We start from the raw sequence: 26,755 nt of genomic DNA, 5'->3' as shown, positions 1-26,755 counted from the left end.
GACTGGTCCCTTCTCGGCCCGGTGGCGGCTGCCCGCTCCCGGCCCGTACGCAGATACGCTTGCCGCCGAGGCCTCGGACGGAGGCCGGCGGCCGGGTCGAAGGCCTGAGGAAGTCAACGGACCTCCGCCTTTTTCCCGTGGTTCACCCCGGTCTATCAACAACTGGTCTCGTTTCTCTTAAGGACCGCGGCCCTTGGGAAACCGCGAGGCGGTGCCGTGGCTTGGCGGTCCCGACACGGATCCGCCCGCGGGCTGGCGCGCCGCGATGCGGGTCCGGTCGATCGATCGAGAGCGGGACGAGACCCGCGCGAAGGGCGGGCACAAGTGGAAAACTAGGCCGGCCCGGGGATGCTTCGCAACAGGAACGATCGTCCGCAAGGTGAACCGATCGTTACGCAAGACGTCCGCCCACGCCCGGTCCACAGCCTGTCCGGCGGCAAGGTCCTGGAATCGTGACCGTTTCGTTGAAGCCGCGGCATGGCCTTACGAGAGAGCCGTGCTGGCTCAACGGCTTGTCGAGAACGGGGAGGGTCCGGGGGACAGGCCGGTGGACATCGCCGGCGTGTCCTTCGTGCACTTGACGGACGGAGGTCCCGCTCCATTCCACGGCAGAACCGTGAGCTCGGGCCACAGGGCCCGCATCCGCTCCGCCTTGGCGGTGTAGGTCTGCGCGTTCGCGAGCGCCGGGTTCGGGCGCAGCACCAGCCCGAACAGGTCGGCGAGCCCGAAGGGAGCGGCGATCGAGAGGCTGTCGTCGGGTTCGAGCCGCACCCCGACCGCGTGGACGATCGCGGCGTAGCGGGCGAGCGCCGCGTCGGCGTCGGCCAGGGGAGGGTAGGGGCTGCCGAACCGGGCTTCGAACCAGAGGTGGACGCGCGCCTGGTTGCGGATCTCGACCGGGCCGATGCAGGCCGCGAGGACGGGCGCGGCGCGGCGCAGAACGGCGTCCTCGGCCTCCCAGGACGTGTCGTCGTCGAAGTAGATCAGGTCGTAGTCGCGGATCCCGTACCCGCGCGGGCGCCCGGTCAGGACGTTCCAGACCGTCTGGTAGAGGCAGCCGGCGACGAGGCGCCATTGCGGCAGGGCGAGGGAGCGCGCCGCCGCGAGCAGCGGCATCAGGTCCGGGTCGGCCCGGACGATCGCGTCCAGGCGACGGCGCAGCCCCGCCTCGGCGTCGCTCATATGCCGGCGAGTTCGACCCGACCGGGACTCATGCGCCGGTGTACTCCGCCCACGACATCGGCGTCTCGAACACCTTGACCGAGGCCAGCAGCGGCAGGGCCGCCTTCGTCTCGTCCCAGATCCAGGCCGCGATGTGCTCGGCGGTCGGGTTCTCGAGGCCCGGCACCTCGTTGAGGCAGTAATGGTCGAGGCGCGCGAGCACCGGCGCGAAGGCGGCCTCGACGTCGAAGAAGTCGACCACCCAGCCGGTCGCCGGATCGACCGGCCCGTCGAGGGTCAGCTCGACCCGGTAGGAATGGCCGTGCATGCGGTGGCAGCGATGGGTCGCGGGCACGTTCGGCAGCCGGTGCGCCGCCTCGAACGTGAAGGCCTGGGTGATCTTCATCTGTGGACTGTGCGTGGGACTCGGTGTGGGCAGCCCCTTAGCACCGATGATCGGCGGGGCGAAACCGCGGGCGATCGGGCGCTACGGGATCCCGATCAGCTTGTGGGTCTGCAGGCTCAGGCGCCAGCGGGCGTCGCGCAGGCAGTGGGCGACCGCCCCTTGCGTGTTGGCGACCCGGTCGGGCCCGTCCATAGGCTGGAGCCAGAGGTGGCGGAAGTCGAGCGCGGCGAGCGCGTCCGGGTCGAGGCCTTCCTGCGGATAGACGAGCTTCAGCTCGTCGCCTCGGGTGAGCCGCAAGGGGGCGCCGGCCTTGGGGCTGACGCAGACCCAGTCGATCCCCTCCGGCGCGGCTTGCGTGCCGTTGGTCTCGACCGCAACCTCGAAGCCCCGCGCATGCACCGCCGCCACCAGCGCCGCGTCGAGTTGCAGCAGGGGCTCGCCGCCGGTGAACACCACGTAGCGCCGGCCCCGTGCCCCGCCCCAGCAGGCGGCGATCGCCTCGGCCAGCGCCTCCGCGTCGCGGAAGCGCCCGCCGCCGACCCCGTCGGTGCCGACGAAGTCGGTGTCGCAGAAGCGGCAGACGGCCTCGGCGCGGTCGGCCTCGCGCCCGCTCCACAGGTTGCAGCCGGAAAAGCGGCAGAACACCGAGGCGCGCCCGGCCTGGGCGCCCTCGCCCTGGAGGGTGTGGAAGATCTCCTTGACGGCGTAGCTCATGATCTCGGTCGTCGGGCGCCGCAACGGGGCGTCGCGCGCGCGTTGCTCCAGGTCATTTCGGGTGGTGTCCCTGCCGTGTCAGATAGGGACCGCCCCGGCAAGCGCACCGGGCGCGGGTCCGGCCCGCGCCTGTGGACGGGCCGGGGATGGCAGCGCCGCCATGCTCCCGCCACGGATGGCCGGTTCATGGGGGTGTCGCGCGGCGCTGTCAAAAGCTTCGCCGTTGCCCTACAATCACGGTCGGTCCGCCGTGCGGTGCCCGGGGGCGGCGCGACCGGACGGCCCCAACCGGAGCCGGACGGTCGCGGGACGCGCCGCGGGGCGGCACCGGCACGACGGGAACCCATCCGAATGCTCACACGTGCGCTGCTGCCGCGCCTCGCCGGACGCCTCATCGGCCTCGGCGCTCTCCTGGCCGCCGGAACGGCGGGGGCGGTCACCGCGCCGATGCTGGTCGTCGACGTCGATTCCGGCAAGGTGATCTACAGCCAGGGCGCCACCGACCCGTGGTACCCGGCCTCGATCACCAAGCTGATGACGACCTACGTCGCCCTCGACATGGTGCGCCAGGGCCGCGCCTCGATGGACCAGCTCCTGACCATCTCGGAGGCCGCCGCGGCCGAGCCGCCCTCCAAGATGGGCTTCAAGCCCGGCACCCAGCTCACCCTCGACAACGCCCTCAAGATCATCATGGTGAAGTCGGCCAACGACGTCGCCTGGGCGATCGGCGAGAATCTCGGCGGTTCGATCGACGGCTTCGCCGCCCAGATGAACGAGACCGCGCAGCGCCTCGGCATGCGCGACAGCCGCTGGACCAACCCCAACGGCCTGCCCGACCCGCGGCAATGGACCTCGGCCCGGGACATGGCGGTTCTCGGCCGCGCGCTCCTGCGCGACTTCCCCGAGAACCGCGACCTGTTCTCGATCTCGGCGATCCAGTTCGGCCGCGCCGTGATGCCGAACCACAACGGCCTGCTCGGCCGCTACGCCGGCGTCGACGGGATGAAGACCGGCTTCATCTGCTCGGGCGGCTTCAACGTGGTGGCGAGCGCCAACCGCAACGGCCGGCGCATCCTCACCGTGGTGATGGGCCAGGCGAGCGCCCGCGAGCGCGACCTGAAGGCCGCCGACCTGTTCGATTACGGCTTCGGCCAGTCGGGCTTCGGCTGGGGCGGCCAGACCCTCAACGACCTGCCGACCTCGAGCATCGCCGCGCCCCCCGACATGCGGCCCTACATCTGCGACAAGCGCCGGCCGATGCCGACCGACGCCGATTCCTCCGCGGTGACCGCCGGGGCCGCGGCCGGCGGCAACGCCGACAACGCCAACGCGCAGCTGATGGCCGCCGGGGCGCCGCCCTCCTCGGCGCTCGCCTTCGCCACCATGAACAGCGCGGCGCTGCGCAACCGCGCCCTGCCGCCCCGGGCGCCGCTGCAGCCGGTGCTGGTCTGGACCGGCCGCGACCCGGCCGAGAGCGCCATCGCGGCGAACGACGACGCTGCCCCGGCCAAGCCTGCCGCCCCGCGGGTGAAGGTGGCCAAGCCGCAGAAGCCGGCCCCGAGCCGTAGCATCGCGGCGACCGGCGCCACCGTGCCGCAGCCCAGGCTCCTCGCCCGCCAGAAGCCCGCGACCCCGGCCGCGGCCGCCGCCTTCGCGTCGACCGGGCCGGCCACCGCGGTGATCGCCGAGCCGAAGGGCCACAAGGCGGCCGTGAAGCCCGCGGCGAAGCCGGCCGCCAAGGACGCGAAGCCTGCCGCGAAGCCGGCCCAGAAGGCCGAGGCCAAGCCCGCTTCCAAGACCGCGTCGAAGCCCGCCGTGAAGTCGGCGCGCAACAAGGACAATTGAGCCGGTGGGCGCCCCCGCGGCGCCGGCCTTCTGCCCGGACGAGGTCCTGGCCTATCGCCGCAGCCTGACGCGGTTCGCGCCGGGCGAGGGGCTCGCGCTCGACGAGGCCTACCGCCTCGCGCACCTGCCCCTGGTGGCGCCCGGCCATCCCGGCGTGATCCCGGCGCGGGAGGGGCGATCCTACGAGCACGGCCGCCATCCCCGGGTGGTGTCCCTGGTCCTGCCGGTTCCCCACGCGGACCTGGCCGCCGCGCCGGCCTACCTCGAGCTGGACCGTGCGCTTCGCGGCGCGCCCTTCGCCGGCAAGATCGCCTGGGACGTCGCCGCGCGCCGCCGCGAGCGCCTGCACGCGACCCTGTGCGGCTCCCTGGCGACCGGCCCCGAGGCGGTGCCGGCGCTCGCGCCCACGCAGCGGGCGGCGCTCGAAGCCCTCGGCCCGATCACGGTGGAGCTGCGGGGCCCGTTCTCGGGCACCGTCAATCTCGGCCGCCTCTACCTGCGGGTCTACCCCGAGTGCCGCGACGGCACGGACGTGCTGGGGGCGATCCAGCGCATCATGGGGCGGCCGGCGACGGGGCTCTACCTCGTCGGCCTGCACGCCCTCACCGACGACCTCGACCCGGCGGAGGCCGCTTGGCTCGCCGACCTGATCGCGCGCTGGTGGGACCGGCCGATCCTGCGCCTGACGCTCGACGCCCTGTGGCTGCTCTGGGCCACCGACGACCTCGTGCTCGACGGCGGCGTGCTGGCGCGGGTGCCGCTCACGGGCGAACCTGTCTCAGCCGCTTCCCTCTCAGCCCGTGACGGGCTGCGCATCGACCGGTGATCCGGTGAAGCGCTCGACCATGATGTCGCCCTCGCGCAGGCGCGCCTGCGCGATGTCGAAACTGGTCTGCATCCGCATCAGCGTGTCCATGGCCACCCCGAACGCCTTCTCGATGCGGAGCGCCATCTCGGGCGACAGGGAGGCGCGTTCGTTGAGCAGCGCCGACAGGGCGGGACGCGTGACGCCGAGCACCCTCGCGGCGTCGGTAACGGACAGACCATAGGCCTCGACGATCTCAGCCCGCACGAACCCGCCTGGATGCGCGGGGTTCTTCAACCGCAATCCTTGCTCCTTATGCATGATCTGCTCCTTGATGATAATCCTCGTAGTTCAGGTCCAAAATTTCGACGCCATCCCGATCGATGCGGAATGTCAGCCGCCAGTTTCTCGTCACCGACAAGCTCCAGACGCCTTTGCGGTCCCCTGAGAGCTGGTGCGCCTTCCAGCTCGGGACGGCCTTCAGCTCGTCTTCGTTCTGCATGTCCTGAATGAAGGAGATCATGCGCCGCAGCTTGGGGATGATCGCGGACGGCATCCCGGAGTGATCATCGTTCTCGATGAAGCGGCGCAGGCCACGATGGAGAACGTTCCGGATGTGCATGGCTTGAGGTAAGCACGGCGGTGTATCCCGTCAAGTTACGCTTTACGGACGTTCCCAGGCTTTGCCTCGTCGATCGCACGCGCTCGACACGCGCCTCGCCCATCCCGCATGGCCACCGGAGTCCCCATCTCCAGTCCCGTACCTCACGAGATTCAGCTCAATGACCGACACACCCGGCCGCCCCGCACCGATCCCGCTCACGATCCTCACCGGCTTCCTCGGCGCCGGCAAGACCACGCTGCTCAACCGGCTGCTGCGCGCGCCGGAACTCGCCGACACCGTGGTCATCGTCAACGAGTTCGGCGAGGTCGGGCTCGATCACCTGCTGATCGAGACGGTGGACGAGGGGATGATCCTGCTCGGGGCCGGCTGCCTGTGCTGCACCGTGCGGGGCGACCTGATCGCGACGCTGGAGGACCTGCTGCGCAAGCGCGACAACGGGCGGATCCAGCCGTTCCGCCGGGTGGTGATCGAGACCACGGGCCTCGCCGACCCGGCGCCGATCCTGCACGCGCTGCTCTACCACCCCTACGTGGCGATGCGGTACGCGCTCCAGGGCGTCGTCACGGTGGTCGACGCGGTCAACGGCGCCGGCACCCTCGACGCCCATCCGGAGGCCCTGCGCCAGGTCGCGGTGGCGGACCGGCTGGTGGTGACGAAGGCCGACCTCGCGGAGGCGGAGCCCTTGCGGGCGCGCCTCGCGGCGATCAATCCGGGAGCCTTGATCCTGGCGCCGGACACCGCGCCCGAGGCGCTGCTGTCCGGCCTGTTCGACCTCGACGGCAAGGTCGCGGACGTGCGCGCCTGGCTCGGCGCGGAGGCGCACCACCACGGGCACCATCACCACGGCCACCCCCATCACCACGACGTCAACCGGCACGACGCGGCGATCCGGGCCTTCCACCTGGTGAGCGACGCGCCGGTGCCGCGGGCGGCGTTCGAGATGTTCCTCGACCTGCTGCGCTCCGCCCACGGCCCCAAGCTCCTGCGCCTGAAGGGCCTGGTGGCGCTCGCCGACGATCCCGGCCGGCCGGTGGTGGTGCACGGGGTGCAGCACGTCGTCCACACGCCCGCGACCCTGCCGGCCTGGCCCGACGGCGACACCCGCTCGCGCCTGGTGCTGATCGTGCGCGACCTCGACCCCGCCTTCGTGCGGCGGCTGTGGGACGCGTTCCTGGGCCGCCCGGTCCTCGACGCGCCGGACGCCGCGGCGCTGACCGGGAACCCGCTGGCGATCCCGGGCGGCTGAGGGCGGACATCCGGTCCCGCATCGGCGGGCACGGCTCTTGAAGCGTCTCGTCTGGCGCGGCCGCTGGGGCCGCGCACCTGTCCCGATCCGGGACGGGTGACCTGGAACGAGGCGCCGATGAGCACTCCCTTCACGCTGATCGAGGGCGGACTGGCCGGCGCGGTGAGCCTGCGGGCGGAGTTGCGCCATCCCTCCTCGCTGCGCGAGCCGGAGATCGAGGCCTGGCGCAGCCTGATGGGCCGGGTGCTCGAGCCGAGCGTCTACGCCGATCCCGACTTCGCGCTGACGATGGCGCAGCACCTCGCCGACGGGCAGACCCTGGCCCTGCTGATGGTCTGGCAGGAGGGGCTGCGCACCCCGACCCTGCGCGGCGTGCTGCCCCTGCGCCTGCCGGCGCGCCAGGGCCTGGCCGGGCGGGCACAGCTGTGGCGCCTGCCGCTCGCCGGCACCGCCGAGGCGGCGGTCGATGCCGACCATGCCGCCGCGGTCCTGCGCGCCGCCCTCGACCACCTGCGCCAGTCGTCCTTACGCCTCGTCGACCTGCACTGGCCCGACCTGCGGCCGGAATCGGGGATCGCGGTCGCCCTCGGCGCGGTCGCCGGCAGCACCGGGCGGCGCCTCGCGGTCGCGGACCAGGCACCGCCGACGACGCCACCGCCGGTTCCCGTGACCCCGGCCTCGGGCCGCACCTCCCTCGAGCGGGTGCGCGATCCGGTGCGCCTGCGCGACGCCGTCGAGCATTTCCTGGTGCTCGATGCCCGCCGCGGGCCGGGGAGCCTGCTCGGCGACCCGGCCGCCGCGACGGCGTTCCGGGTGGTGACGCGGCGCTTCGCCCATCGGCGGCAGGCCCATGTCGACCTCGTTCGGCAGGACGGGGAGGTGGTGGCGGCGGCGATCCACCTCGCCACGGGGCGGCACGACACGATCTGGCGCCAAGCGGGCTTGCACCTGGCGGGACTGCACCTGACCGACGGACCGGCCGTCGCGCCGGAGCCCGCCCGCGTCGAGGCGGTGGTGACGGTGGAGGCGCAAGGGCGTGCCAAGGCGCCGCGGGAGCGGACGGGCCTGACCCGCCTGCTGCGCCTGCGGGCCTGACGGCGCGCGACTACCGATGCGAGACGCGAGGGCGCCTACTCGTCCTCGCCGAAGCGGTTGGCGAGAAGCGCGGTGATCGCCTCCATGCAGGCCTCCTGGTCGGGGCCGAGCGCCGTGACGCGGATGCTGGTGCCCTGTGCGGCCCCCAGGGTGAGCAGGCCCATGATCGAGCGCCCGCCCACCGTCTCGCCGCCGCGGCTCACCGTGACCTCGGAGCCGAACTTCTCCACCGTCTGCACGAACTTGGCCGAGGCCCGGGCGTGCAGGCCGCGCCGGTTGATGATGGCCAAGTCGCGGGCGCTCGCGCCCTCGGGCACCGGCGGAAGCTCGCCGTCCTCGTCGTCGGTGTCGGTGAAAGGCGTCATCGGCGGGGCACCTGCTCGGAGCCGGTTCGCACCGGCCTGAAGCGGTCGTCCGGCTCTCGCGCGCGTCTGAGGATGTCGGCCCGCCAGGGTAGCCGGGCCGCCACGGAAAGCTAGAGCGGACGGGGCCGAAGGCGAGGGGGCCGGCTATTTTCCGGCCAGCACCCGCGAGGCGACGTTGATGTACTTGCGCCCCGCCTCCTGGGCGTGGAGCACCGCCTCGCCGAGGGATTCCTCGTCGCGCACGCTCGCGAGCTTGATCAGCATCGGCAGATTGATCCCGGCGACCACCTCGACCGAGCCGCCGTTCATGCAGGAGAGCGCGAGGTTCGAGGGCGTGCCGCCGAACATGTCGGTCAGCACCACGACGCCCTCGCCGGAATTCACCCGGCACACCGCCGACATGATGTCCTTGCGACGGACCTCCATGTCGTCCTCGGGGCCGATGGTGATCGTCTCGAGCTGCTCCTGCGGCCCGACGACGTGCTCCAGCGCGGCCTTGAATTCCGTCGCGAGCAGGCCGTGGGTGACGAGCACCATTCCAATCATCGACACGAGTTCCGACGCCCCGTTGGAGCCGAGCCGCCATTTTGTGCAGCGCAAAGGCGAGCGCAAGAGCAATGCGGCGAAATCCGCATCAATCGGTCATCATCATGACACGGAGGCGGCGCCAACGCCACAACACCGTTCCGGCCCGGCCGGGGCCCGGCGACAGGACCGTCCTGGGCAGCCGCACCCCCCGGAGAAGGATCGTCTCCTCGGCCGCCTCCGGCATCCGCGGGGCACCCTCGGCGAGGTCGACGACGAGGCGCAGGACCGCCGAAGGCATCGTCGGTTCAACGGGTTGCAGGCCGAGGCCGCGGACCTCGAGGAGCCCCGCCAGGGCCGGGTGCGGGGCGGCGACGAGCCGCCCGTGACGCTGCGTGAGAGCCACGCGGTCGTCGCCGACGAGGGCCGCGAAGGTGCCCGAGATAGCGCCGAGCCCGATCAGGTCACGCACCAGGGTCGATTTGCCGCTCCCCGGCGCGCCGCGGATCAGGATCCCGTCCTCGCCCAGCACGACGCAGCTGGCATGGATGCCGGCCACGCCGGTCAGCGGCTCTGGGCCGGGATGCGGACGATGAAGCGCGCCCCGAGCAGGGTCGGCTCGCCCTCCTCGTCCGGGGGCCCGAGGCGGTTCTCGGCCCGGATCGTGCCGCGATGGGCCTGGACGATCTGGCGCGAGATCGAGAGGCCGAGACCCGAATTCTGGCCGAAGCCCTGTTCCGGCCGGTCGGTGTAGAAGCGCTCGAAGATCCGCTCCAGGGCGTGGGGCGGGATGCCCGGCCCGTCATCCTCCACGGTGAGCTCCACGGCGTTGCGCCGGCGCCGCAGGGCCACCCGGACACTGGCGCCCTTGGGCGAGAACGAGCGGGCATTGTCGAGGAGGTTGTTGACCACCTGGCCGAGGCGGCTGTCGTGGCCGAGGATCGCGAACGGGTCCTCGATGCCGGCGGGCGCCGGCTCGACCGCGAGGTCGATGGAGGCGTCGCCCCGGCGCCGGCGCTCGTTGGCGACCGACACCACCGTGGTGATGAGCTTCCTGAGATCGACCCGGCCGGCCTCGGCCCGGGCGAGCTCGGCGTCGAGGCGCGAGGCGTCGGCGATGTCGCTGATCAGCCGGTCGAGGCGCTTCACGTCGTGCTGGATCACCTGCATCAGCCGGCCGCGGGACTCGTCGGTCTTGGCGAGCGGCAGGGTCTCGACGGCGCTGCGGAGCGAAGTGAGCGGGTTCTTCAGCTCGTGCGAGACGTCCGCGGCGAAATTCTCGATCGCGTCGAGGCGGCGGTAGAGCGCCTGGGTCATGTCGCGCAGAGCCCCGGAGAGGTGGCCGATCTCGTCGGTGCGCCGGGTGAAGTCGGGGATTTCCTGGCGCGACTTGATGCCGGTGCGCACCCGCTCGGCGGCCTCGGCCAGGCGCCCGACCGGGCCGACGATCTGGCCGGCGACCAGCATCGACAGCACCACCATCACGAGCGCCGCGATGATGAAGACCTGCAGCAGCGAGAAGCGCTCCGCCGCGATGATCTTGTCGATGTCGCCTTCCTGGGTCGAGAGCAGCAGGGCGCCCCGGACCGTGCGGCCGCGCTGGATCGGCACCGCGACCGACACGATGGTCTCGCCCGGGCCGTTGCGGCGCACCAGGGTGCCGCGGGCGCCGGCCAGCGCGCGCTGCACCTCCGGCAGGGTGCGCCCGTCCGCCGGCCCCGGCTCGTCGGCGGAGGAGGGGCGGCCGAGGCCCGGCACGTGCGTGCGCACCGTGTTCCAGGCCTGCTCGATCAGGCTCAGGGAGTCCTTGCGCGTCGGCGGCAGGTCGCGGCTGAGGTCGCCCCGGATGTAGAGCCCGCGCGAATCGATCAGCATCGTGCCGTCGCGGTCGTAGACCCGGGCGCGGGTGCCGGTCGGCGTGATCAGGCGGCGCAGGAGCGGAGCCACCCGCTCCGGGTTGAGGGAGAATTCGAGGCCCGACGGCGCCTCGTCGCCGAAACCGCCGCCCTCGCCGGCCTGGAGCTGGAGCAGGCGGTCGGGGTCGATGGTGATCGCGTCGGTGTCGACGGTCGCCGAGGCCGCGATCGCGCCCGCGATGATGTCGCCCTGGGTGAGCAGGCTCTGCACCCGGGCCTCGATCAGCCCCTGGCGGAACTGGTTGAGGTAGAGAAAGCCGATCAGGAGCGCGATCAGGCCGGCGAGGTTCAGGACCACGATGCGCCGGGTCAGGCTCGAGGCGAAGCGCTCGGCGATCCAGCGTCGGATCGTGCGCGGGCCGAACGGCTCGCGCGCGGCCTCGGCATCCGGATCGATCTCGCTCGACGGTTTCGGGGCGGATCCGTCCGGCAGCCGGCCGCCGCCGCGGAAGTACCGGCCCGTGCCACCCAGGAGGCGGCGCACGGTGCCGAGGCTCGATCCCTCGCTCACGCGGGCAAATCTCTTGCGAGAGAATGTTTCGCGGTCAAGTCTCTCACATTTCCTTGAAGCGGTAGCCGACGCCGTACAGCGTCTCGATCATGTCGAAGCTGTTGTCGGTGACCTTGAACTTCTTGCGCAGGCGCTTGATGTGGCTGTCGATGGTCCGGTCGTCGACGTAGACCTGGTCGTCGTAGGCGGCGTCCATCAGGGCGTTGCGGCTCTTCACGACGCCGGGGCGCTGGGCGAGCGCCTGCAGGATCAGGAATTCGGTCACCGTCAGCGTCACCGGCTCGCCCTTCCAGGTGCAGGTGTGGCGCTCGGGGTCCATCATCAGCTGGCCGCGCTCGAGCGAGCGGGCGGCGGCGGCCTCCGCCTCCCGGGCCGAGGCGCCGGGCCCGGCCTCCTTGGCGGCGAAGCGGCGCAGGACCGCCTTCACCCGCTCGACCAGGAGGCGCTGCGAGAACGGCTTCCGGATGAAGTCGTCGGCGCCCATCTTGAGGCCGAACAGCTCGTCGATCTCCTCGTCCTTCGAGGTGAGGAAGATCACCGGCAGGTCGGATTTCTGACGCAGGCGGCGCAGCAGCTCCATCCCGTCCATGCGCGGCATCTTGATGTCGAAGATCGCGAGGTCGGGCGGCGAGTGCTTCAGGCCGTCGAGGGCGGACGCGCCGTCGGTGTAGGTCTGGATCCTGTACCCCTCGGTCTCCAGGGCGATCGACACGGAGGTCAGGATGTTGCGGTCGTCATCGACGAGGGCGATGGTCGGCATGGGCATTCCCTGGGGCGCGGGCGTCGCCCGCAGGACACGCCGGCCCTGCTGAACGTCACCCGACTGGAACCGGTTCCGGACCCGGCAGATCTCGGGCGTTGCGGCCCTCCGCCCGAAAAGGCTGGACAGTGGCCGCGACGCCACGATTTCGACTCCCTTAAGGCCATCGCGCCGAAAAAGCGAGCACCCGTGGCGAGGCCGCCACAGTTTGGCCGGATCGGGCGCTCGGCCCGCGGCGTCGCGCGGCCTGGACGGGCCGAGGCACCGACGCCAAGGTAAGGCGGCAAACGCGCGGGGCGAGAGGGGAGACGGCATGGTCGAGAAGAGCCTGGCCGAGGCAGGCGGGAAGCAGGCCGCGCCCCTGCCGGCCGCCGAGGCGCCGTTCGACGCGATCGGCCTCGCCAAGGAGCTCCTGCGCACGATCCGCTCGGGGGCGCTCGCGACCCTGGAGCGGGACGGGGCTGCGCCCTTCGCCTCCCTCGTCACCGTGGCGACCGATCTCGACGGGACGCCCCTCCTGCTGCTCTCGCGCCTGTCGGCCCACACCCTCAACCTCGAGGCCGATCCGCGCTGCTCGATCCTCCTCGCTCGAGGCGGCAAGGGCGATCCGCTCGCCCATCCGCGCCTGACCGTGACGGGGATTGCGGAGCGCAGCGACGAGGCGCGGGTGCGGGCGCGCTTCCTCGCCCGCCACCCGAAGGCCGCGCTCTACGCCGACTTCCCCGACTTCGCGTTCTTCAGGCTCGCGGTCCGGGCCGGGCACCTCAACGGCGGGTTCGCCCGCGCCGCGACGCTGACGGGGCCGGAACTCCTCACCGACCTCTCCGGGCTCGAGGCGCTCGCCGAATCCGAGGCCGGCGCCGTCGCCCACATGAACGAGGACCACGCGGACGCGGTCGCCCTCTACGCGACGCGGCTCGCCGGCGAGGAGCCCGGGCCCTGGCGCCTCACCGGGTTCGATCCCGAAGGGCTCGACCTCATGGCGGGCGAGCGCACCGCGCGGGTCGCGTTCCCGGAGCGCCTGGCCGATCCCGCTTCCCTGCGCCCGGCCCTGGTGGCGATGGCGGCCAAGGCCCGCGCGGTTCCCGATTCCCGCGCCATCCCCAGATCATGACACAAAGTCGAGCTTGTCACGGCCGATGCGAGCGAATTCGATTGAACCGTGAAGTTTCGCCACCTACTAAAGCAGCCCACCGAGGAGCCTTGATCGGCCTCGGCGCGGACGCGCGCGACCTGCTACGACAGGCACGGTCACCGCACCCGGCGCGAGGGTTAAGTCAATCGGCCCGATCCGGACCGGCTGCCGGCCGTGTTTCCCGAGGTCGGCGCCAGGAGGAACAGGCGTGAACGACATCGGCGTATTCAACGAGGCGTTCGGCGCCGACAAGATCGGCTTCCGCAACCTCAAACGCGTCAACTGGAACCTCGAGGCGCCGAGCCTCTACGAGCACGCGCTGCAGCGCGGCGAGGCCCAGCTGGCCGCCGGCGGCGCCCTGGTGGCCGAGACCGGCATCCATACCGGCCGCTCGCCCAAGGACAAGTTCGTGGTCCGCGACGCGGACACCGAGAACGAGGTGTGGTGGGAGAACAACGGCGGCATCACCCGGCCCCAGTTCGAGACCCTGTTCGAGGACTTCCTGGCCCATGCCGAGGGCAAGGAACTGTTCGCCCAGGACCTCGTCGGCGGCGCCGAGGTCGGCCACCGGGTCCGCGCCCGGGTCTTCACCGAGTATGCCTGGCACTCGCTGTTCATCCGCAACCTGCTGATCCGCCCGGAGCGCGAGACCCTCGCGACCTTCGAGCCGGAGCTGACCATCATCGACCTGCCGAGCTTCCGCGCCGACACGGCCCGGCACGGCTGCCGCACCGAGACCGTCATCGCGGTCGACTTCTCGCGCAAGATCGTGCTGATCGGCGGCACGTCCTACGCCGGCGAGATGAAGAAGTCGGTCTTCACCTACCTGAACTACGTGCTGCCCAAGGCGAACGTGATGCCGATGCACTGCTCGGCGAACGTCGGCCACGAGGGTGACTCGGCCCTGTTCTTCGGCCTGTCGGGCACCGGCAAGACCACCCTGTCGAGCGATCCCAACCGCGTGCTCCTCGGCGACGACGAGCACGGCTGGAGCTCGAAGGGCATCTTCAACTTCGAGGGCGGCTGCTACGCCAAGACCATCCGCCTGTCGCGGGAGGCCGAGCCCGAGATCTACTCCACCACCGAGCGCTTCGGCACCGTGATGGAGAACGTCGTCATCGATCCGGTCACCCGCCAGCCGGACTTCGACGACGCCTCGCGCACCGAGAACACCCGCTGCGCCTACCCGCTGCCCTTCATCAGCAACTCGAGCGCCACGGGCCAGGCCGGGCACCCGAAGAACATCGTCATGCTGACCTGCGACGCCTTCGGGGTGCTGCCCCCGATCGCCAAGCTGACCGGCGCCGAGGCGATGTACCACTTCCTCTCGGGCTACACCGCCAAGGTGGCCGGCACCGAGAAGGGGCTGAAGGGCCCGGAGGCGACCTTCTCGACCTGCTTCGGCGCGCCGTTCATGCCGCGTCACCCCTCGGTCTACGGCAACCTGCTGCGCGACCTGATCGCCCGCCACCACGTCGATTGCTGGCTGGTCAACACCGGCTGGACCGGCGGCGGCGTCGGCACCGGGCGGCGCATGCCGATCCGCGTCACCCGCCGGCTGCTGACCGCGGCGCTGGACGGCTCGCTCGCCAAGGCGGATTTCCGCCGCGACCCGTATTTCGGCTTCGCGGTCCCGACCTCGGTGCCGGGCGTCGAGCCGCACATCCTGTACCCGGTCAAGACCTGGCAGGACAAGGCGGCCTTCGCCGAGACGGCCAAGAGCCTGGTCGAGATGTTCCAGAACAACTTCAAGCGCTTCGAGGCCCATGTCGACGCCGACGTGCGGGCCGCCGAGCCGACCATGTCGATCGCGGCCTGATTTCGCGGGCTTGATCGTCCTGAGGGCCCCTCTCCCCGGAGAGGGGCCCTTTTTCGTCGTACAAGCACGAACGAAGAAACCGGAGGGAGGAGCGGCCCATGATGGTGCTCGTGGTCGGTGCCGGCGTGGTCGGCCTCGCGATCGGTCGGGAACTGGCCCTGCGCGGCCACGAGGTGATCGTGGCGGAAGCGGAGGGCGGCATCGGGACCGGCGTGTCCTCGCGCAATTCCGAGGTGATCCATGCCGGGATGTACTATCCGACGGGCTCGGCTCGGGCGCGCCATTGCGTCGAGGGACGGCGCCGGCTCTACGCCTTCTGCGCGAGCCACGGGGTCCCGCATTCCAAGATCGGCAAGCTGATCGTCGCGGCGACCGAGCCCGAGGGCGCGAAGATCGCGGCGATCCACGCGCAAGGGGTCGAGAACGGCGTCGAGGGCCTCGCGCTCCTCGACGGCGCCGAGGCCCGGCGGCTCGAGCCGAACCTGACCTGCAACGCCGCGCTCCTCTCGACTGAGACCGGGATCGTCGACAGCCACGCCCTGATGCTGGCGCTGCAGGGCGACATCGAGGGGGCGGGGGGCGCGCTCGCCTTCAACACCCCCATCACGCGCCTGACCCGCTCGCCCGAGGGCTGGGTCGCCCGCTTCGGCGAGGCGGACGAGATCACGGTCGACGCGGTGGTGAACGCCGCGAGCTTCGGCGCGCAGGGGCTCGCCCGGGCGACCGAGGGCTACCCGGAGGCCCGGGTGCCGCGCCTGGTGCTGGCCAAGGGCAACTATTTCGGCTGCACCGGGCGGCCGGCCTTCTCCCGGCTGATCTACCCGGCCCCGGTCGAAGGGGGCCTCGGCATCCACCTCACCCTCGACCTCGCCGGGCGGATGCGCTTCGGCCCCGACGTCGAGTGGATCGACGCGCCCGACTACGAGGTCGATCCCGGCCGAGGCGCGTTGTTCACCGCCGCGATCCGCCGCTACTGGCCCGGGCTCCCCGACGGGGCGCTGGTGCCCGATTATGCCGGCATCCGCCCGAAGCTGTCCGGGCCGGGGGAGGGGGCCGCCGACTTCCTGATCGACGGGCCGGCGGAGCACGGGCTGCCGGGGCTGGTGCACCTCTTCGGCATCGAGAGCCCGGGGCTGACGTCGAGTTTGTCGCTCGCCGAGGACGTGGCGGACCGGTTGGGGGCGTGAGGGTTACCGCGCGTCCGGCGCCCAGACGAGCCTCGCGCCGTACCTGTCCCACCCTCGACCCCATCCTGAGGTGTTGGTCGACCAAAGATCGACTGACCGCGAAGGAGGGTTCCAGGGATCGTCGTGGTTTCTGGAGCCCTCCTTCGAGGCTGCCGCAAGCGGCAGCACCTCAGGATGAGGTCGAGGGTGGATGGATGGTCGGTACGCTCGTCGTGTGACGACCGACCCGCTAACCCGACATCCATCCCCACCCCCACCAACGCTCGCGTGCGTCCGGCCGCCGTCTTGGCGCGGCGGGGTGCCGCTGCTATCTCCCGTCGACTCTTATCCCCACCGCCGTGCGCCCCGCGCATCGCCGCGCCTGCGCGCCGGAGACAGCCACACGATGACCGCGTCCCCCATCGACAACATCCGCAATTTCTCGATCGTCGCCCATATCGACCACGGCAAGTCGACGCTCGCCGACCGGCTGATCCAGATCACCGGCGCGGTGGCGGCGCGCGACATGAGCGAGCAGATGCTCGACTCGATGGACATCGAGAAGGAGCGCGGCATCACCATCAAGGCGCAGACCGTGCGCCTGGAATACAAGGCGCAGGACGGGCGCGACTACGTCCTCAACCTGATGGACACGCCCGGCCACGTCGATTTCGCCTACGAGGTGTCGCGCTCGCTCGCCGCCTGCGAGGGCTCGCTCCTCGTCGTCGACGCTTCCCAGGGCGTCGAGGCGCAGACGCTCGCCAACGTCTACCAGGCGCTCGACGCCAACCACGAGATCGTCCCGGTCCTCAACAAGATCGACCTGCCGGCGGCCGAGCCCGACCGGGTCAAGGAGCAGATCGAGGAGGTGATCGGCATCGACGCCAAGGACGCGGTGCCGATCTCGGCCAAGACCGGCATCAACATCGAGGCGGTGCTGGAGGCGATCGTCACCCGCCTGCCGCCGCCGAAGGGCGACCGTGCGGCCCCCCTCAAGGCGCTGCTGGTCGATTCCTGGTACGACGTCTATCTCGGCGTCGTGGTGCTGGTGCGCATCGTCGACGGCGTGCTCAAGAAGGGCATGACGATCCGCATGATGGGGGCGGACGCGGCCTACGGCGTCGAGCGCCTCGGCGTGTTCCGGCCGAAGATGCAGGACATGGCCGAGCTCGGCCCCGGCGAGGTCGGCTTCTTCACCGGCTCGATCAAGGAAGTGGCCGATACCCGCGTCGGCGACACCATCACCGAGGACAAGCGCAAGACCAAGGAGGCGATGCCGGGCTTCAAGCCGGTGCAGCCGGTGGTGTTCTGCGGCCTGTTCCCGGTCGATGCCGCCGACTTCGAATCCTTGCGCGGCGCGATGGGCAAGCTGCGGCTCAACGACGCCTCGTTCTCCTACGAGATGGAGACGTCCGCCGCGCTGGGCTTCGGCTTTCGCTGCGGCTTCCTCGGGCTTCTCCACCTCGAGATCATCCAGGAGAGGCTCGAGCGCGAGTTCAACCTCGACCTGATCTCGACCGCGCCGAGCGTGGTCTATCACCTCAACATGCAGGACGGGGAGAAGCGTGAGCTGCACAACCCGGCCGACATGCCCGACGTGATGAAGATCGACACGATCGAGGAGCCGTGGATCCGCGCCACCATCATGACGCCGGACGAATACCTCGGCGGCGTCCTGAAGCTGTGCCAGGACCGGCGCGGTACCCAGATCGACCTCAACTACGTCGGCAAGCGCGCGATGGTGGTGTACGACCTGCCGCTCAACGAGGTGGTGTTCGATTTCTACGACCGGCTGAAGTCGATCTCGAAGGGCTACGCCTCCTTCGACTACCACATCTCGGATTATCGCGAGGGCGACCTCGTGAAGATGTCGATCCTGGTCAATGCCGAGCCGGTCGACGCGCTGTCGATGCTGGTTCACCGCACCCGCGCCGAGAGCCGCGGCCGGGCGATGTGCGAGAAGCTGAAGGACCTGATCCCGCGCCACCTGTTCCAGATCCCGGTCCAGGCGGCGATCGGCGGCAAGATCATCGCCCGCGAGACCATCCGGGCCCTGTCGAAGGACGTCACCGCCAAGTGCTACGGCGGCGACATCTCCCGCAAGCGCAAGCTCCTCGACAAGCAGAAGGAGGGCAAGAAGCGCATGCGCCAGTTCGGCAAGGTCGAGATCCCGCAGGAGGCGTTCATCGCCGCCCTGAAGATGGACAGCTGATCCGGCGGACCGATCGGGCCATCCGTCAGCGAGACCAGCCGCCGGCCATGCCGGCGGCTTTTTGATTCCGGTCACGAGCGACTGGACCGCCCCGGCCCAGGTGGCAATTTAACAGGGCGAATACCGTAGAAGCAGTCACGATCTTATATTTCTCGATCACTCCCGCTTCGTAAACTCGTACTGGGTATTTATTTCATCACGTAGCGTTCCGCAACGGCATGTTAACTCGCCAAGGGCATGGTTCCGCAGGGCGAGCGGGGAGTTGCCGGGAGCGATGATTGGGTCAAGATCTATCGGCTGCAAACGCTTTTCGGCCGATCGATCCGGTAGCGTGGTCATCATCTTTGCCCTGCTGGCCCCGGTCCTCCTCGGCGCGGTCGGCCTCGCCGTCGATTACGCGACCTGGACGATGCAGCGGGCGACGCTGCAGCGGGCGGCGGATGCGGCGGCCCTCGCGGTGGCCTCCGACATGCAGGTCTCCGGCACGAACACGCAACGGATGCAGTCCCTCGCGGATGCCTACGTGAAGAGCAACGTGAAGCTGCAGCGCGGCGACGGGGAGGTCCACGTCACCGTCGCGCCGGTGGCTCGCGAGCGTCCGGGCGGGCCGTTCGTGCCTGCCGGTCAGGTCGCCGGGCGGGGGCCGACCGCCGTCACCATCATGCTGACGCAGCGCAAATACGCGATCATGAGCCGGCTGGTCACGCCGCAGCTCACCGACAACAGCGTGTCGGCCACGGCCGAGGCGGTCGGCACCACCAGGCTCTGCGTCGTCGCGCTCGATCCGTCCGACGACCGCTCGATGCGGCTCGCCGGAGATTCCGAGATCGACGCCCGTGGCTGCGCGGTCTACGCCCTGTCGGCGAATGCCAAGGCGATCGTGAGTAGTTCCGGCACCCTCCTCGCGGCGGCGACGACCTGCACGGTCGGCGGCTACACGGGGCATCCCAGCAGCTTCAAGCCGCTGCCCGTGACCGGCTGCCGGGTCATCAAGGATCCCCTCGCCGACCGGCCGGCGCCGGATGCCGGGCCATGCCGCGAGACCAACCTGCGGCTCCGCCGGGGAAGCCACACGCTCTATCCCGGAACCTATTGCGGCGGCATCCTGGTCGATGTCGGTGCGACGGTCGTGATGGCGCCCGGCATCTACGTGATCAAGGACGGCTCCCTGGTCGTGGGCCCGCCGGAGCAGATCTTCGTGACCTACGAGATGTGTGATCAGCCGACCGGCGCGACGACACTGCCACAGTGCAAGGCCGAGGTCCGCATCGAGAACATCGGCTCCCTGAAAGGCGACGGCGTCGGCATTTACTTCACCGGAGATCCTCAGAAGGGGTTGTCCTCGATCTCGCGACCGATGCTGTTCCTTCCTGCCTCGGTCGTCGAGCTGACCGCGCCGCGGACCGGCCCGATGGCCGGCATGCTGCTGTTCGAGGACCGGCAGTCGCCGGCGGGACGGGTCTTCGACATCCTGAGTGACAGCGCCCGTCGCCTCGTCGGTACGATCTACCTGCCGCGGGGGACGTTCTCGGTGCGGGCGAACCAGGTCGTGGCGGATCAGTCGGAGTACACGGCCATCGTCGCCAACAAGATCTATCTCAATCGCCGGCCTCGCCTGACCCTCAACACGCGCTACTCGGACACCGACGTGCCGGTGCCCAACGGCCTCGGGCCGACGAGCAGCGCCGTCGGGCTGGCGAAGTGATCGGCGCCCTCGCGGGCTCGCGACCGGTACCGACGGCCCGAGATGCCGAGGCGTCGATTCGGTCTCGGGCTCGCCCGAGACCGACCGGGCCGTGGAGGCGTCTCGGATCGTCGATATCCGATCACTGAACAGACGAGAAGCTGAGCCGAGCCGGGTCGCGGGGAGGGATGTCCGGCGCGGCGCCGCGCTCCCGCGCGTCCATCACATGCCCGGCTCGTTCGGGCCCGGTCCGCGGCGGCGGGGGCCGCCGGCCGGCCGCATGGTGGCGACCACCGGGTTCGGCTCGTGGTCGAGGGCGGCACCCGTATAGGCATCGACGCCCAGACCGATCACGCCGCCGGCCAGGACGTTGCCGGCGACGCTCGCCGCCCCCCGGCCGACGACCTTCGTGCGCACCGGGATCGATTCCGGGTGGAAGCCGGGCTTCGTGAAGGTCGCGACGAACTCGTCCGAGCGGTCGACCTCGAGCGTGCACGGCGTGACCGGGCAGGCGTACTTCTTGTCCGTGCTCACCGCCGCACCCGACGGTACGGACACGAACGATATCTGCTCCGTCGTGCCGCGCACGATGCTGCCGCACGCGCCGACACTGACCGCCACGAGGACGGACGCGCTGATCGTCTTGATAGACATGACGCCCCCCAGATCGTCTCTTCGGACGAAGACGAAAACTGATAGAACGGAAGCGGGCGCGATCAAGCGCTACGCGGGTGTCGTCACGCGAAAACACTGAGAGTTGCGAACGGGACACAACCCGCAGGAGATGACGCGCTCCGACTATCTTTGATCTAACATGAGGAAATCTCTTTTTCTCTGGGTCGTGCGATGGGTGTGAACAGCCGCACTCTCCTGGCGTCGCCTTCGCCGCGGCCTCGCTCCGCCGCCGCCCGCCCTTGTCGCCCGCCCACCCGCCATGGCATGACGGTTCCCTTCCGAGACCTTGGGCCGCCTGCCGCGGCCGGGATGTGATGCCGTGTCCGTGCTGAGCCTGAAGCCCCGTCATGAGGACGTCGACGCGCTGATGCGCGAGATCGGCCGGCGTGCCCGCGCCGCCGCCCGTCGGATGGCGCTGGTCCCAGGCCCGACCAAGGATGCGGCCCTGCGCGAGGCCGCGTCCTCGCTGCGCGACGCGAGCGCGGCGATCCTGGCGGCGAACGGCGCCGACCTCGACGAGGCCCGGGCCAAGGGCCTGCCCGCCGCCAGCCTCGACCGCCTGGCCCTGAACCCGGCCCGGATCGAGGCGATCGCCGAGGCGCTCGAGAGCATCGCCGGCCTGCCCGATCCGCTCGGGCGGGTGCTCGCCACCTACGAGCGGCCGAACGGCCTGACGATCGAGCGGGTGGCGACGCCTCTGGGCGTCGTCGGGGTGATCTTCGAGAGCCGCCCCAACGTCACGGCGGATGCCGGCGCGCTCTGCCTCAAGGCCGGCAACGCCGCGATCCTGCGCGCCGGCTCGGAGAGCCACCGCAGCGCCACCGCCATCGCGCAGGCGATGGTCGAGGGCCTGACCCGCCACGGCCTGCCGGCGGACGCGATCCAGCTCGTGCCGACGAAGGACCGGGCGGCGGTCGGCGCCATGCTCACCGGCCTCGACGGCGCCATCGACGTGATCGTGCCCCGCGGCGGCAAGAGCCTGGTGGCGCGGGTGCAGGACGAGGCGCGGGTGCCGGTCTTCGCCCATCTCGAGGGGATCTGCCACGTCTTCGTCCACGCGGGCGCCGACCTCGCCATGGCCCGCAGCATCGTGCGCAACAGCAAGATGCGCCGCACCGGCATCTGCGGGGCCGCCGAGACCCTGCTGGTCGACCGCCCTTGCGCGGGCACCCACCTCGGCCCCCTGGTGACCGACCTCCTGGAGGCCGGCTGCGCCGTGCGCGGCGATGCGGCGACCCAGGCGGTGGACCCGCGGGTGAGCCCGGCGACCGAGGAGGATTGGCGCACCGAGTACCTCGACGCGATCATCTCCGTGCGGGTGGTCGACGGGTTGGAGGCCGCGGTCGACCACATCGAGACCTACGGCTCGCACCACACCGAGTCGATCCTGACCGAGGACCGGGCGGCGGCCGAGCGGTTCATGGCCGAGGTCGATTCGGCGATCGTGATCCACAACGCCTCGACCCAGTTCGCCGACGGCGGCGAGTTCGGCTTCGGCGCCGAGATCGGCATCGCCACCGGGCGGATGCACGCCCGCGGGCCGGTCGGGGTCGAGCAGCTCACCACCTTCAAGTACCGGGTCCGCGGCACGGGGCAGATTCGCCCGTGACCGTCTGAGCGAGGGGACGGCAGGTTTCGGATGCACCCGTGATCCCGCGCCTGCCGCCCCTCGCGCCGGGCCTGCGGGTCGGCCTCTACGGCGGCTCGTTCAACCCGGCCCATGCCGGCCACCGGCACGTCAGCCGGCTGGCCCTGCGGCGCCTCGCCCTCGACCGGGTGTGGTGGCTGGTGAGCCCCGGCAACCCGCTGAAGGACCGCAGCGGGCTGCCCGGCCCCGCGGCCCGGGCGGCGGGAGCCCGGGCGGTCGCCGCCGATCCCCGGATCGCCGTCACCGACTTCGAAGCCGTCCTGGGCGTCCGCTACACCGTCGAGACCCTGCGCTGGCTGACGGACCGGCACCCGGAGGTCCGCTTCGTCTGGATCATGGGGGCCGACAGCCTGGCGAGCTTCCACCGCTGGCGCGGCTGGCGCGAGATCGCCGCCCGGATGCCCTTCGCGGTGATCGACCGGCCGGGCTACACCCTCAAGGCGATGGCCTCGCCCGCCGCACGGGCGCTCTCGGGCGCGCGCATCGACGAGCGTGCCGCCCCGACCCTGGCCGAGAGGGAGCCGCCGGCCTGGGTCTTCCTGCACGGGCCGCGCAACAGCCTGTCCTCGACGGCGCTGCGGGCCGGCAAAACCCCGCGCTGACCGGCGATCGACCGGGATTCCCGCGCGCCCGAGCTTGAAAAACCGGCATCGGCGCGCCACTGTCATCTCTCAACAGCATCGGCGCCGTCGCGCGCCGCGGGTCATCATCGTCTCGTGGCGCCGGCAGGTGCCTCATCGACAGGGGTCGGCACTGAACGACGCAATCTCTCACGAAGCTCACGACAACGAGCTTCCCGTGCAGCCCGAGGCGCAGGAAACCCGTCAGGAATCCCGGACGGACGCGCTCGAGGCCGCGGACATGAGGTCGGTTGCCCTCGCCTGTCTCGAGGACATGAAGGCCGAGGACACCGTCGAGATCGACCTCGTCGGCCGGACCTCGCTCGCCGACGCCATGATCATCACCTCCGGCCGCTCCCAGCGCCACGTCGGCTCGATCGCCGACAAGGTGATCCAGGAGTTCAAGACCCGCGGCTTCGGCAATCCCCGGGTCGAGGGCCTGCCGGCCTGCGACTGGGTGCTGATCGATGCCGGCGACCTCCTGGTCCACGTCTTCCGGCCCGAGGTGCGCCACTTCTACAATCTCGAGAAGATCTGGGGTGCCGACCGGCCGGCCGACCGTCTCGCCGGCTGAGGCGACGCCAGGAACGGACACGCCGCCATGCGGCTCGCCCTCGTCGCGGTGGGTCGCCTCAAGCGCGGCCCCGAGCGCGACCTCGCCGAGGACTATCGCGGACGCGCCGACGCGCTCGGCCGCGGCCTCGGCTTCTCCGCCGTGCAGCTGACCGAGATCCCGGAGAGCCGGGCCCGGCGCGCGCTGGACCGCTGCGCCGAGGAGGCGGCCGCGATCCTGGCTTCCATCCCCGCCGGCGCCGCGGCGGTCGTCCTCGACGAGGGCGGGCGTACCGTCACCAGCCTGGATTTCGCCGCCCAGGTCGGCGCCTGGCGCGACGGCAGCCGGCCCGGTCTCGCCATCGTGATTGGCGGCGCCGACGGGCTCGACCCTAGTGTCAGGGCCAGGGCCGACCTCGTTTTCGCCTTCGGCGCCGCCACACTGCCGCACGGGCTCGTCCGTGTCCTGGCCCTCGAGCAGCTCTACCGGGCCATGACGATCCTCTCCGGCCACCCCTATCACCGCGGCGCCCCGTGACCCGAGCGCTTCTCCCCGCCCTGCTGACGGCGTCCCTCGCCTGCGCGGTCTCCGCGGGCGCCCAGCCGGTGCCCGACCCGGCGGTCGACGCCGTGGCGAAGGCGCAATCCGAGAAGGACCGCAAGGCCGAGAGCCTGCGGGCGATCGAGAGCGCCCTGGCCGCGAGCGGCGAGACCCGCGCCAGGCTCGAGCGCGAGGTCGCCGAGATCAAGGGCGACGGCGCGAGGCTCAACCAGGCCCTGATCGACGCCGCCCGCAAGGCGCAGGAGGCGGAAGGCCGGATCTCCGAGCTCGAGGCGCGGCTCCAGACCATGGCGGGTAGCGAGATGGCGCTGCGCCGCTCGCTCGAGGGCCGCCGCGGCGTCATCGCCGAGGTCCTGGCCGCCCTCCAGCGCATGGGACGGCGCCCGCCGCCGGCGGTGCTGGTGCGGCCCGAGGACGTGCTGGCGGCGATCCGCACCTCGATGCTGCTCGGCGCCGTGGTGCCGGAACTCCAGGGCGAGGCCGAGACCCTGGCCGGCGACCTCGCCGAACTCGTGCGCCTGCGCGGCCTGATCGCCGCCGACCAGGAGACCCTGCGCGGCGACATCAAGGGCTGGGCCGCCGAGCGCCAGCGCCTGACCGCCCTCATCGCGGCGCGCCAGGCCCGCCTCGGCGAGGCCGAGAGCGGGCTCACCGCCGAGCGCGACCGCGCGACCGGGCTCGCCGGCCAGGCCCGTACCCTCAAGGACCTGGTCGACCGTCTCGACGGCGACCTCACCAACGCCCGCCGCGCCGCCGGCGCGGCGAAGGAGGCGGCGGAGGCCGAGAGCCGCGAGACCCGCGAGCGCTTCGCGGCGGCGGCGCTGCGCGATCCGGCCCGGCTCGCCCCCAAGGTGCCCTTCGCGCAAGGACGCGGCCTGCTGCCGCGACCGGTGAGCGGCGAGGTGGTGCGGACCTTCGGCAGCGCCGACGGGGCAGGGGGCACCAGCCGCGGCATATCGCTCATGACGCGCCCGCGGGGCGTCGTCTCCTCTCCGGCGGACGGCTGGGTGGCCTATGCGGGGGCGTTCCGCTCCTACGGTCGTCTCTTGATCATCAACGCGGGCGACGGCTACTATCTGCTCCTGGCGGGCATGGACCAGATCAACGTCGAGGTGGGTCAGTTCGTGCTCGCGGGGGAGCCGGTCGCCGTGATGGGAGACACGGGCTCCGCACCTTCGGCAGGAGCCGGTGGGCGGAACGATCCCGTCCTGTACGTCGAGTTCAAGAAAGACGGTGGCTCCATCGACCCGGATCCTTGGTGGGCCAAAGGGTCAAGCGAGAAGGTTCGCGGATAATGCGCAAAGTTTCCCTCGTCCTGTTCGGAGCCATCCTGGGCGCCGGGACGGCCACGGTGGCGACCCAGACCCACCTGCTCTCGAGCACGAGCGCCGTCGCCGCCTCGGCCGAGACCTATCGCCAGCTCAGCCTGTTCGGCGACGTGTTCGAGAAGATCCGCACCGACTACGTCGAGAAGCCCGACGAGGCCAAGCTGATCGAGGCGGCCGTCAACGGCATGCTGACCTCGCTCGACCCGCATTCGAGCTACATGGACGCCAAGAGCTTCCGTGACATGCAGGTCCAGACCAAGGGCGAGTTCGGGGGCCTCGGCATCGAGGTCACGATGGAGGACGGCCTGATCAAGGTCGTCACCCCGATCGACGACACCCCGGCCGCCCGCGCGGGCCTGCTCGCCAACGACATCATCACCCAGATCGACGGCGACCAGGTCCAGGGCCTGACCCTCAACCAGGCCGTCGACAAGATGCGCGGCCCGGTCAACTCGCCGGTGAAGCTCAAGATCTCCCGCAAGGAGGCCAAGGAGCCGCTCGAGGTCACGCTCAACCGCGACCTGATCCGGATCAAGCCGGTGCGCTCGCGCACCGAGGGCGGCGACATCGGCTACATCCGCCTGACCCAGTTCAACGAGCAGACCTATGACGGCCTGAAGGCGGCGATCGACAAGATGTCGACCGAGATGCCGGGCGACAAGCTCAAGGGCTTCGTCATCGACCTGCGCAACAACCCGGGCGGCCTGCTCGACCAGGCGGTGATGGTCTCCGACGCCTTCCTCGACCGCGGCGAGATCGTCTCGACCCGCGGCCGCAACCCGGACGAGACCCAGCGCTTCTCGGCCAAGTCCGGCGACCTGACCAAGGGCAAGCCGATCGTCGTGCTGGTCAACGGCGGCTCGGCCTCGGCCTCGGAGATCGTCGCCGGTGCCCTCCAGGACCACAAGCGCGCGACCGTCATCGGCACCCGCTCGTTCGGCAAGGGCTCGGTGCAGTCGATCATCCCGCTCGGCGGCAACGGCGCCCTGCGGCTCACCACCGCGCGCTACTACACCCCGTCCGGCCGCTCGATCCAGGCCAAGGGCATCGAGCCCGACCAGGAGGTGCTGCAGGACGTGCCCGACGAGCTGAAGGGCAAGGACGAGACCAAGGGCGAAGCCGGCCTGAAGGGCCACCTCAAGCAGAAGGACACCGAGGAGCGCGGCGGCTCGTCGGCCTACGTCCCGCCGGACCCGGCCAAGGACAAGCAGCTCATCGCCGCGGTCGACTTCCTGCACGGCGTGCAGAAGGGCGCGGCCAACACCGCCAAGACCACGGACAAGACCACGGAGCCGAAGCCGAACTGACCGGTGGCCGGGCGCGTCCTGCGCCCGCCTTAACGCCGCGTTTACCACGAAGGCCCGCAATACCGGTCGAACG

Annotated in this window: 26 protein-coding genes; 15 read left to right on the top strand and 11 right to left on the bottom strand. The window is 71.0% G+C overall.

Annotated features, from left to right (window positions below; genetic code table 11):
• Window positions 1–504 precede the first annotated feature (504 nt).
• From DK419_RS28405 to queE, 3 genes are all read right to left on the bottom strand, one after another.
• Window positions 505–1,182 carry a nucleotidyltransferase family protein gene (locus DK419_RS28405; RefSeq protein ID WP_109962024.1) on the bottom strand — a complete coding sequence of 226 codons (678 nt, stop codon included), beginning with the start codon at window positions 1,180–1,182 and terminating at the stop codon, window positions 505–507.
• 28 nt (window positions 1,183–1,210) lie between these two features.
• Entirely contained in the window at window positions 1,211–1,567 is a 357-nt protein-coding gene (queD, locus tag DK419_RS28400) for a 6-carboxytetrahydropterin synthase QueD (RefSeq protein ID WP_109962023.1), read from the bottom strand.
• An 81-nt stretch (window positions 1,568–1,648) separates the two neighbouring features.
• The gene (queE, locus tag DK419_RS28395) at window positions 1,649–2,281 is read right to left on the bottom strand and encodes a 7-carboxy-7-deazaguanine synthase (RefSeq protein WP_109962569.1); all 633 of its coding nucleotides are present in this window, start codon (window positions 2,279–2,281) and stop codon (window positions 1,649–1,651) included.
• Window positions 2,282–2,632: 351 nt separating this feature from the next.
• Here queE and DK419_RS28390 point away from each other — a divergent pair, with 351 nt between their 5' ends.
• Both DK419_RS28390 and DK419_RS28385 read left to right on the top strand, forming a co-directional pair.
• Window positions 2,633–4,126, top strand: a complete 1,494-nt coding sequence (locus DK419_RS28390) for a D-alanyl-D-alanine carboxypeptidase family protein (RefSeq protein WP_208642257.1) — start codon at window positions 2,633–2,635, stop codon at window positions 4,124–4,126.
• Between the two features lie 4 nt (window positions 4,127–4,130).
• Window positions 4,131–4,952, top strand: a complete 822-nt coding sequence (locus DK419_RS28385) for a hypothetical protein (protein ID WP_208642256.1) — start codon at window positions 4,131–4,133, stop codon at window positions 4,950–4,952.
• Here the strand turns inward: DK419_RS28385 and DK419_RS28380 are convergent.
• Window positions 4,920–5,252 carry a HigA family addiction module antitoxin gene (locus DK419_RS28380; RefSeq protein WP_109962022.1) on the bottom strand — a complete coding sequence of 111 codons (333 nt, stop codon included), beginning with the start codon at window positions 5,250–5,252 and terminating at the stop codon, window positions 4,920–4,922. The genes DK419_RS28385 and DK419_RS28380 overlap by 33 nt on opposite strands.
• The gene (locus DK419_RS28375) at window positions 5,245–5,553 is read right to left on the bottom strand and encodes a type II toxin-antitoxin system RelE/ParE family toxin (RefSeq protein ID WP_109962021.1); all 309 of its coding nucleotides are present in this window, start codon (window positions 5,551–5,553) and stop codon (window positions 5,245–5,247) included. The genes DK419_RS28380 and DK419_RS28375 overlap by 8 nt, the downstream gene beginning before the upstream one ends.
• A gap of 160 nt (window positions 5,554–5,713) precedes the next feature.
• On the opposite strand from DK419_RS28375, the gene DK419_RS28370 reads away from it, so the two are divergent.
• Both DK419_RS28370 and DK419_RS28365 read left to right on the top strand, forming a co-directional pair.
• Window positions 5,714–6,802 carry a CobW family GTP-binding protein gene (locus tag DK419_RS28370; protein ID WP_109962020.1) on the top strand — a complete coding sequence of 363 codons (1,089 nt, stop codon included), beginning with the start codon at window positions 5,714–5,716 and terminating at the stop codon, window positions 6,800–6,802.
• A 117-nt stretch (window positions 6,803–6,919) separates the two neighbouring features.
• Entirely contained in the window at window positions 6,920–7,897 is a 978-nt protein-coding gene (locus DK419_RS28365) for a GNAT family N-acetyltransferase (RefSeq protein WP_208642255.1), read from the top strand.
• A 35-nt stretch (window positions 7,898–7,932) separates the two neighbouring features.
• Here DK419_RS28365 and DK419_RS28360 read toward each other — a convergent pair whose 3' ends face one another.
• The 5 genes from DK419_RS28360 to DK419_RS28340 all read right to left on the bottom strand — a co-directional run bounded on the left by DK419_RS28360 (window position 7,933) and on the right by DK419_RS28340 (window position 11,974).
• Window positions 7,933–8,262, bottom strand: coding sequence for an HPr family phosphocarrier protein (locus tag DK419_RS28360; protein WP_109962019.1), 330 nt, complete (start codon window positions 8,260–8,262; stop codon window positions 7,933–7,935).
• A gap of 144 nt (window positions 8,263–8,406) precedes the next feature.
• Window positions 8,407–8,808, bottom strand: a complete 402-nt coding sequence (locus DK419_RS28355; RefSeq protein WP_048430373.1) for a PTS sugar transporter subunit IIA — start codon at window positions 8,806–8,808, stop codon at window positions 8,407–8,409.
• A gap of 88 nt (window positions 8,809–8,896) precedes the next feature.
• Window positions 8,897–9,346: an HPr kinase/phosphorylase gene (locus DK419_RS28350; protein ID WP_245442766.1), complete on the bottom strand. Its 450-nt coding sequence runs from the start codon at window positions 9,344–9,346 to the stop codon at window positions 8,897–8,899.
• Window positions 9,347–9,351: 5 nt separating this feature from the next.
• On the bottom strand, window positions 9,352–11,052 hold the full coding sequence (locus DK419_RS28345; protein ID WP_245443078.1) for a sensor histidine kinase: 1,701 nt from the start codon (window positions 11,050–11,052) through the stop codon (window positions 9,352–9,354).
• Window positions 11,053–11,257: 205 nt separating this feature from the next.
• Window positions 11,258–11,974 carry a response regulator transcription factor gene (locus tag DK419_RS28340; protein WP_048430384.1) on the bottom strand — a complete coding sequence of 239 codons (717 nt, stop codon included), beginning with the start codon at window positions 11,972–11,974 and terminating at the stop codon, window positions 11,258–11,260.
• 313 nt (window positions 11,975–12,287) lie between these two features.
• On the opposite strand from DK419_RS28340, the gene DK419_RS28335 reads away from it, so the two are divergent.
• The 5 genes from DK419_RS28335 (at window position 12,288) to DK419_RS28315 (ending at window position 20,011) form a co-directional block, all read left to right on the top strand.
• Window positions 12,288–13,088: a HugZ family pyridoxamine 5'-phosphate oxidase gene (locus tag DK419_RS28335; protein ID WP_167450854.1), complete on the top strand. Its 801-nt coding sequence runs from the start codon at window positions 12,288–12,290 to the stop codon at window positions 13,086–13,088.
• A 229-nt stretch (window positions 13,089–13,317) separates the two neighbouring features.
• Window positions 13,318–14,928: a phosphoenolpyruvate carboxykinase gene (locus DK419_RS28330; protein WP_109962018.1), complete on the top strand. Its 1,611-nt coding sequence runs from the start codon at window positions 13,318–13,320 to the stop codon at window positions 14,926–14,928.
• A 98-nt stretch (window positions 14,929–15,026) separates the two neighbouring features.
• Entirely contained in the window at window positions 15,027–16,115 is a 1,089-nt protein-coding gene (locus DK419_RS28325; protein WP_109962017.1) for an NAD(P)/FAD-dependent oxidoreductase, read from the top strand.
• 385 nt (window positions 16,116–16,500) lie between these two features.
• On the top strand, window positions 16,501–18,306 hold the full coding sequence (gene lepA / locus DK419_RS28320; protein ID WP_109962016.1) for a translation elongation factor 4: 1,806 nt from the start codon (window positions 16,501–16,503) through the stop codon (window positions 18,304–18,306).
• Between the two features lie 331 nt (window positions 18,307–18,637).
• Entirely contained in the window at window positions 18,638–20,011 is a 1,374-nt protein-coding gene (locus tag DK419_RS28315; RefSeq protein WP_245442765.1) for a TadE/TadG family type IV pilus assembly protein, read from the top strand.
• Window positions 20,012–20,212: 201 nt separating this feature from the next.
• On the opposite strand, the gene DK419_RS28310 is transcribed toward DK419_RS28315, so the two are convergent.
• Window positions 20,213–20,644: a translation initiation factor 2 gene (locus DK419_RS28310; protein WP_109962014.1), complete on the bottom strand. Its 432-nt coding sequence runs from the start codon at window positions 20,642–20,644 to the stop codon at window positions 20,213–20,215.
• 340 nt (window positions 20,645–20,984) lie between these two features.
• On the opposite strand from DK419_RS28310, the gene DK419_RS28305 reads away from it, so the two are divergent.
• From DK419_RS28305 to DK419_RS28280, 6 genes are all read left to right on the top strand, one after another.
• Window positions 20,985–22,274: a glutamate-5-semialdehyde dehydrogenase gene (locus tag DK419_RS28305; RefSeq protein WP_109962013.1), complete on the top strand. Its 1,290-nt coding sequence runs from the start codon at window positions 20,985–20,987 to the stop codon at window positions 22,272–22,274.
• Window positions 22,275–22,345: 71 nt separating this feature from the next.
• A complete protein-coding gene (locus tag DK419_RS28300; RefSeq protein WP_208642393.1) occupies window positions 22,346–22,915 on the top strand; it encodes a nicotinate-nucleotide adenylyltransferase in 570 nt (189 codons plus the stop codon).
• A 259-nt stretch (window positions 22,916–23,174) separates the two neighbouring features.
• A complete protein-coding gene (gene rsfS / locus DK419_RS28295; protein ID WP_109962564.1) occupies window positions 23,175–23,507 on the top strand; it encodes a ribosome silencing factor in 333 nt (110 codons plus the stop codon).
• 27 nt (window positions 23,508–23,534) lie between these two features.
• Window positions 23,535–24,023 (top strand): 23S rRNA (pseudouridine(1915)-N(3))-methyltransferase RlmH, encoded by a 489-nt coding sequence (gene rlmH / locus DK419_RS28290; protein ID WP_109962011.1) that lies wholly within the window; start codon window positions 23,535–23,537, stop codon window positions 24,021–24,023.
• On the top strand, window positions 24,020–25,342 hold the full coding sequence (locus DK419_RS28285) for a murein hydrolase activator EnvC family protein (protein WP_109962010.1): 1,323 nt from the start codon (window positions 24,020–24,022) through the stop codon (window positions 25,340–25,342). The genes rlmH and DK419_RS28285 overlap by 4 nt, the downstream gene beginning before the upstream one ends.
• Window positions 25,342–26,682, top strand: a complete 1,341-nt coding sequence (locus DK419_RS28280; protein ID WP_109962009.1) for a S41 family peptidase — start codon at window positions 25,342–25,344, stop codon at window positions 26,680–26,682. Before DK419_RS28285 ends, DK419_RS28280 begins: the two co-directional genes overlap by 1 nt.
• Window positions 26,683–26,755: the final 73 nt, after the last annotated feature.

Origin of the sequence: Methylobacterium terrae (genome assembly GCF_003173755.1) — a bacterium.
In the GTDB taxonomy this organism is placed as follows: domain Bacteria; phylum Pseudomonadota; class Alphaproteobacteria; order Rhizobiales; family Beijerinckiaceae; genus Methylobacterium; species Methylobacterium terrae.
The sequence above is the reverse complement of the archived record's forward strand: the minus strand, read 5'-3'. Positions and strand labels throughout refer to the sequence as shown.

Bases quoted from the DNA above. Each gene is read 5' to 3' on its own strand.
- DK419_RS28335 (WP_167450854.1), top strand. From the start codon at position 12,288: ATGGTCGAGAAGAGCCTGGCCGAGGCAGGCGGGAAGCAGGCCGCGCCC.
- rsfS (WP_109962564.1), top strand. From the start codon at position 23,175: ATGAGGTCGGTTGCCCTCGCCTGTCTCGAGGACATGAAGGCCGAGGAC.
- rlmH (WP_109962011.1), top strand. From the start codon at position 23,535: ATGCGGCTCGCCCTCGTCGCGGTGGGTCGCCTCAAGCGCGGCCCCGAG.
- DK419_RS28390 (WP_208642257.1), top strand. From the start codon at position 2,633: ATGCTCACACGTGCGCTGCTGCCGCGCCTCGCCGGACGCCTCATCGGC.
- DK419_RS28405 (WP_109962024.1), bottom strand. From the start codon at position 1,182: ATGAGCGACGCCGAGGCGGGGCTGCGCCGTCGCCTGGACGCGATCGTC.
- DK419_RS28375 (WP_109962021.1), bottom strand. From the start codon at position 5,553: ATGCACATCCGGAACGTTCTCCATCGTGGCCTGCGCCGCTTCATCGAG.
- DK419_RS28325 (WP_109962017.1), top strand. From the start codon at position 15,027: ATGATGGTGCTCGTGGTCGGTGCCGGCGTGGTCGGCCTCGCGATCGGT.
- DK419_RS28340 (WP_048430384.1), bottom strand. From the start codon at position 11,974: ATGCCGACCATCGCCCTCGTCGATGACGACCGCAACATCCTGACCTCC.
- queD (WP_109962023.1), bottom strand. From the start codon at position 1,567: ATGAAGATCACCCAGGCCTTCACGTTCGAGGCGGCGCACCGGCTGCCG.
- queE (WP_109962569.1), bottom strand. From the start codon at position 2,281: ATGAGCTACGCCGTCAAGGAGATCTTCCACACCCTCCAGGGCGAGGGC.
- lepA (WP_109962016.1), top strand. From the start codon at position 16,501: ATGACCGCGTCCCCCATCGACAACATCCGCAATTTCTCGATCGTCGCC.
- DK419_RS28280 (WP_109962009.1), top strand. From the start codon at position 25,342: ATGCGCAAAGTTTCCCTCGTCCTGTTCGGAGCCATCCTGGGCGCCGGG.
- DK419_RS28365 (WP_208642255.1), top strand. From the start codon at position 6,920: ATGAGCACTCCCTTCACGCTGATCGAGGGCGGACTGGCCGGCGCGGTG.
- DK419_RS28310 (WP_109962014.1), bottom strand. From the start codon at position 20,644: ATGTCTATCAAGACGATCAGCGCGTCCGTCCTCGTGGCGGTCAGTGTC.
- DK419_RS28360 (WP_109962019.1), bottom strand. From the start codon at position 8,262: ATGACGCCTTTCACCGACACCGACGACGAGGACGGCGAGCTTCCGCCG.
- DK419_RS28370 (WP_109962020.1), top strand. From the start codon at position 5,714: ATGACCGACACACCCGGCCGCCCCGCACCGATCCCGCTCACGATCCTC.
- DK419_RS28355 (WP_048430373.1), bottom strand. From the start codon at position 8,808: ATGATTGGAATGGTGCTCGTCACCCACGGCCTGCTCGCGACGGAATTC.
- DK419_RS28380 (WP_109962022.1), bottom strand. From the start codon at position 5,252: ATGCATAAGGAGCAAGGATTGCGGTTGAAGAACCCCGCGCATCCAGGC.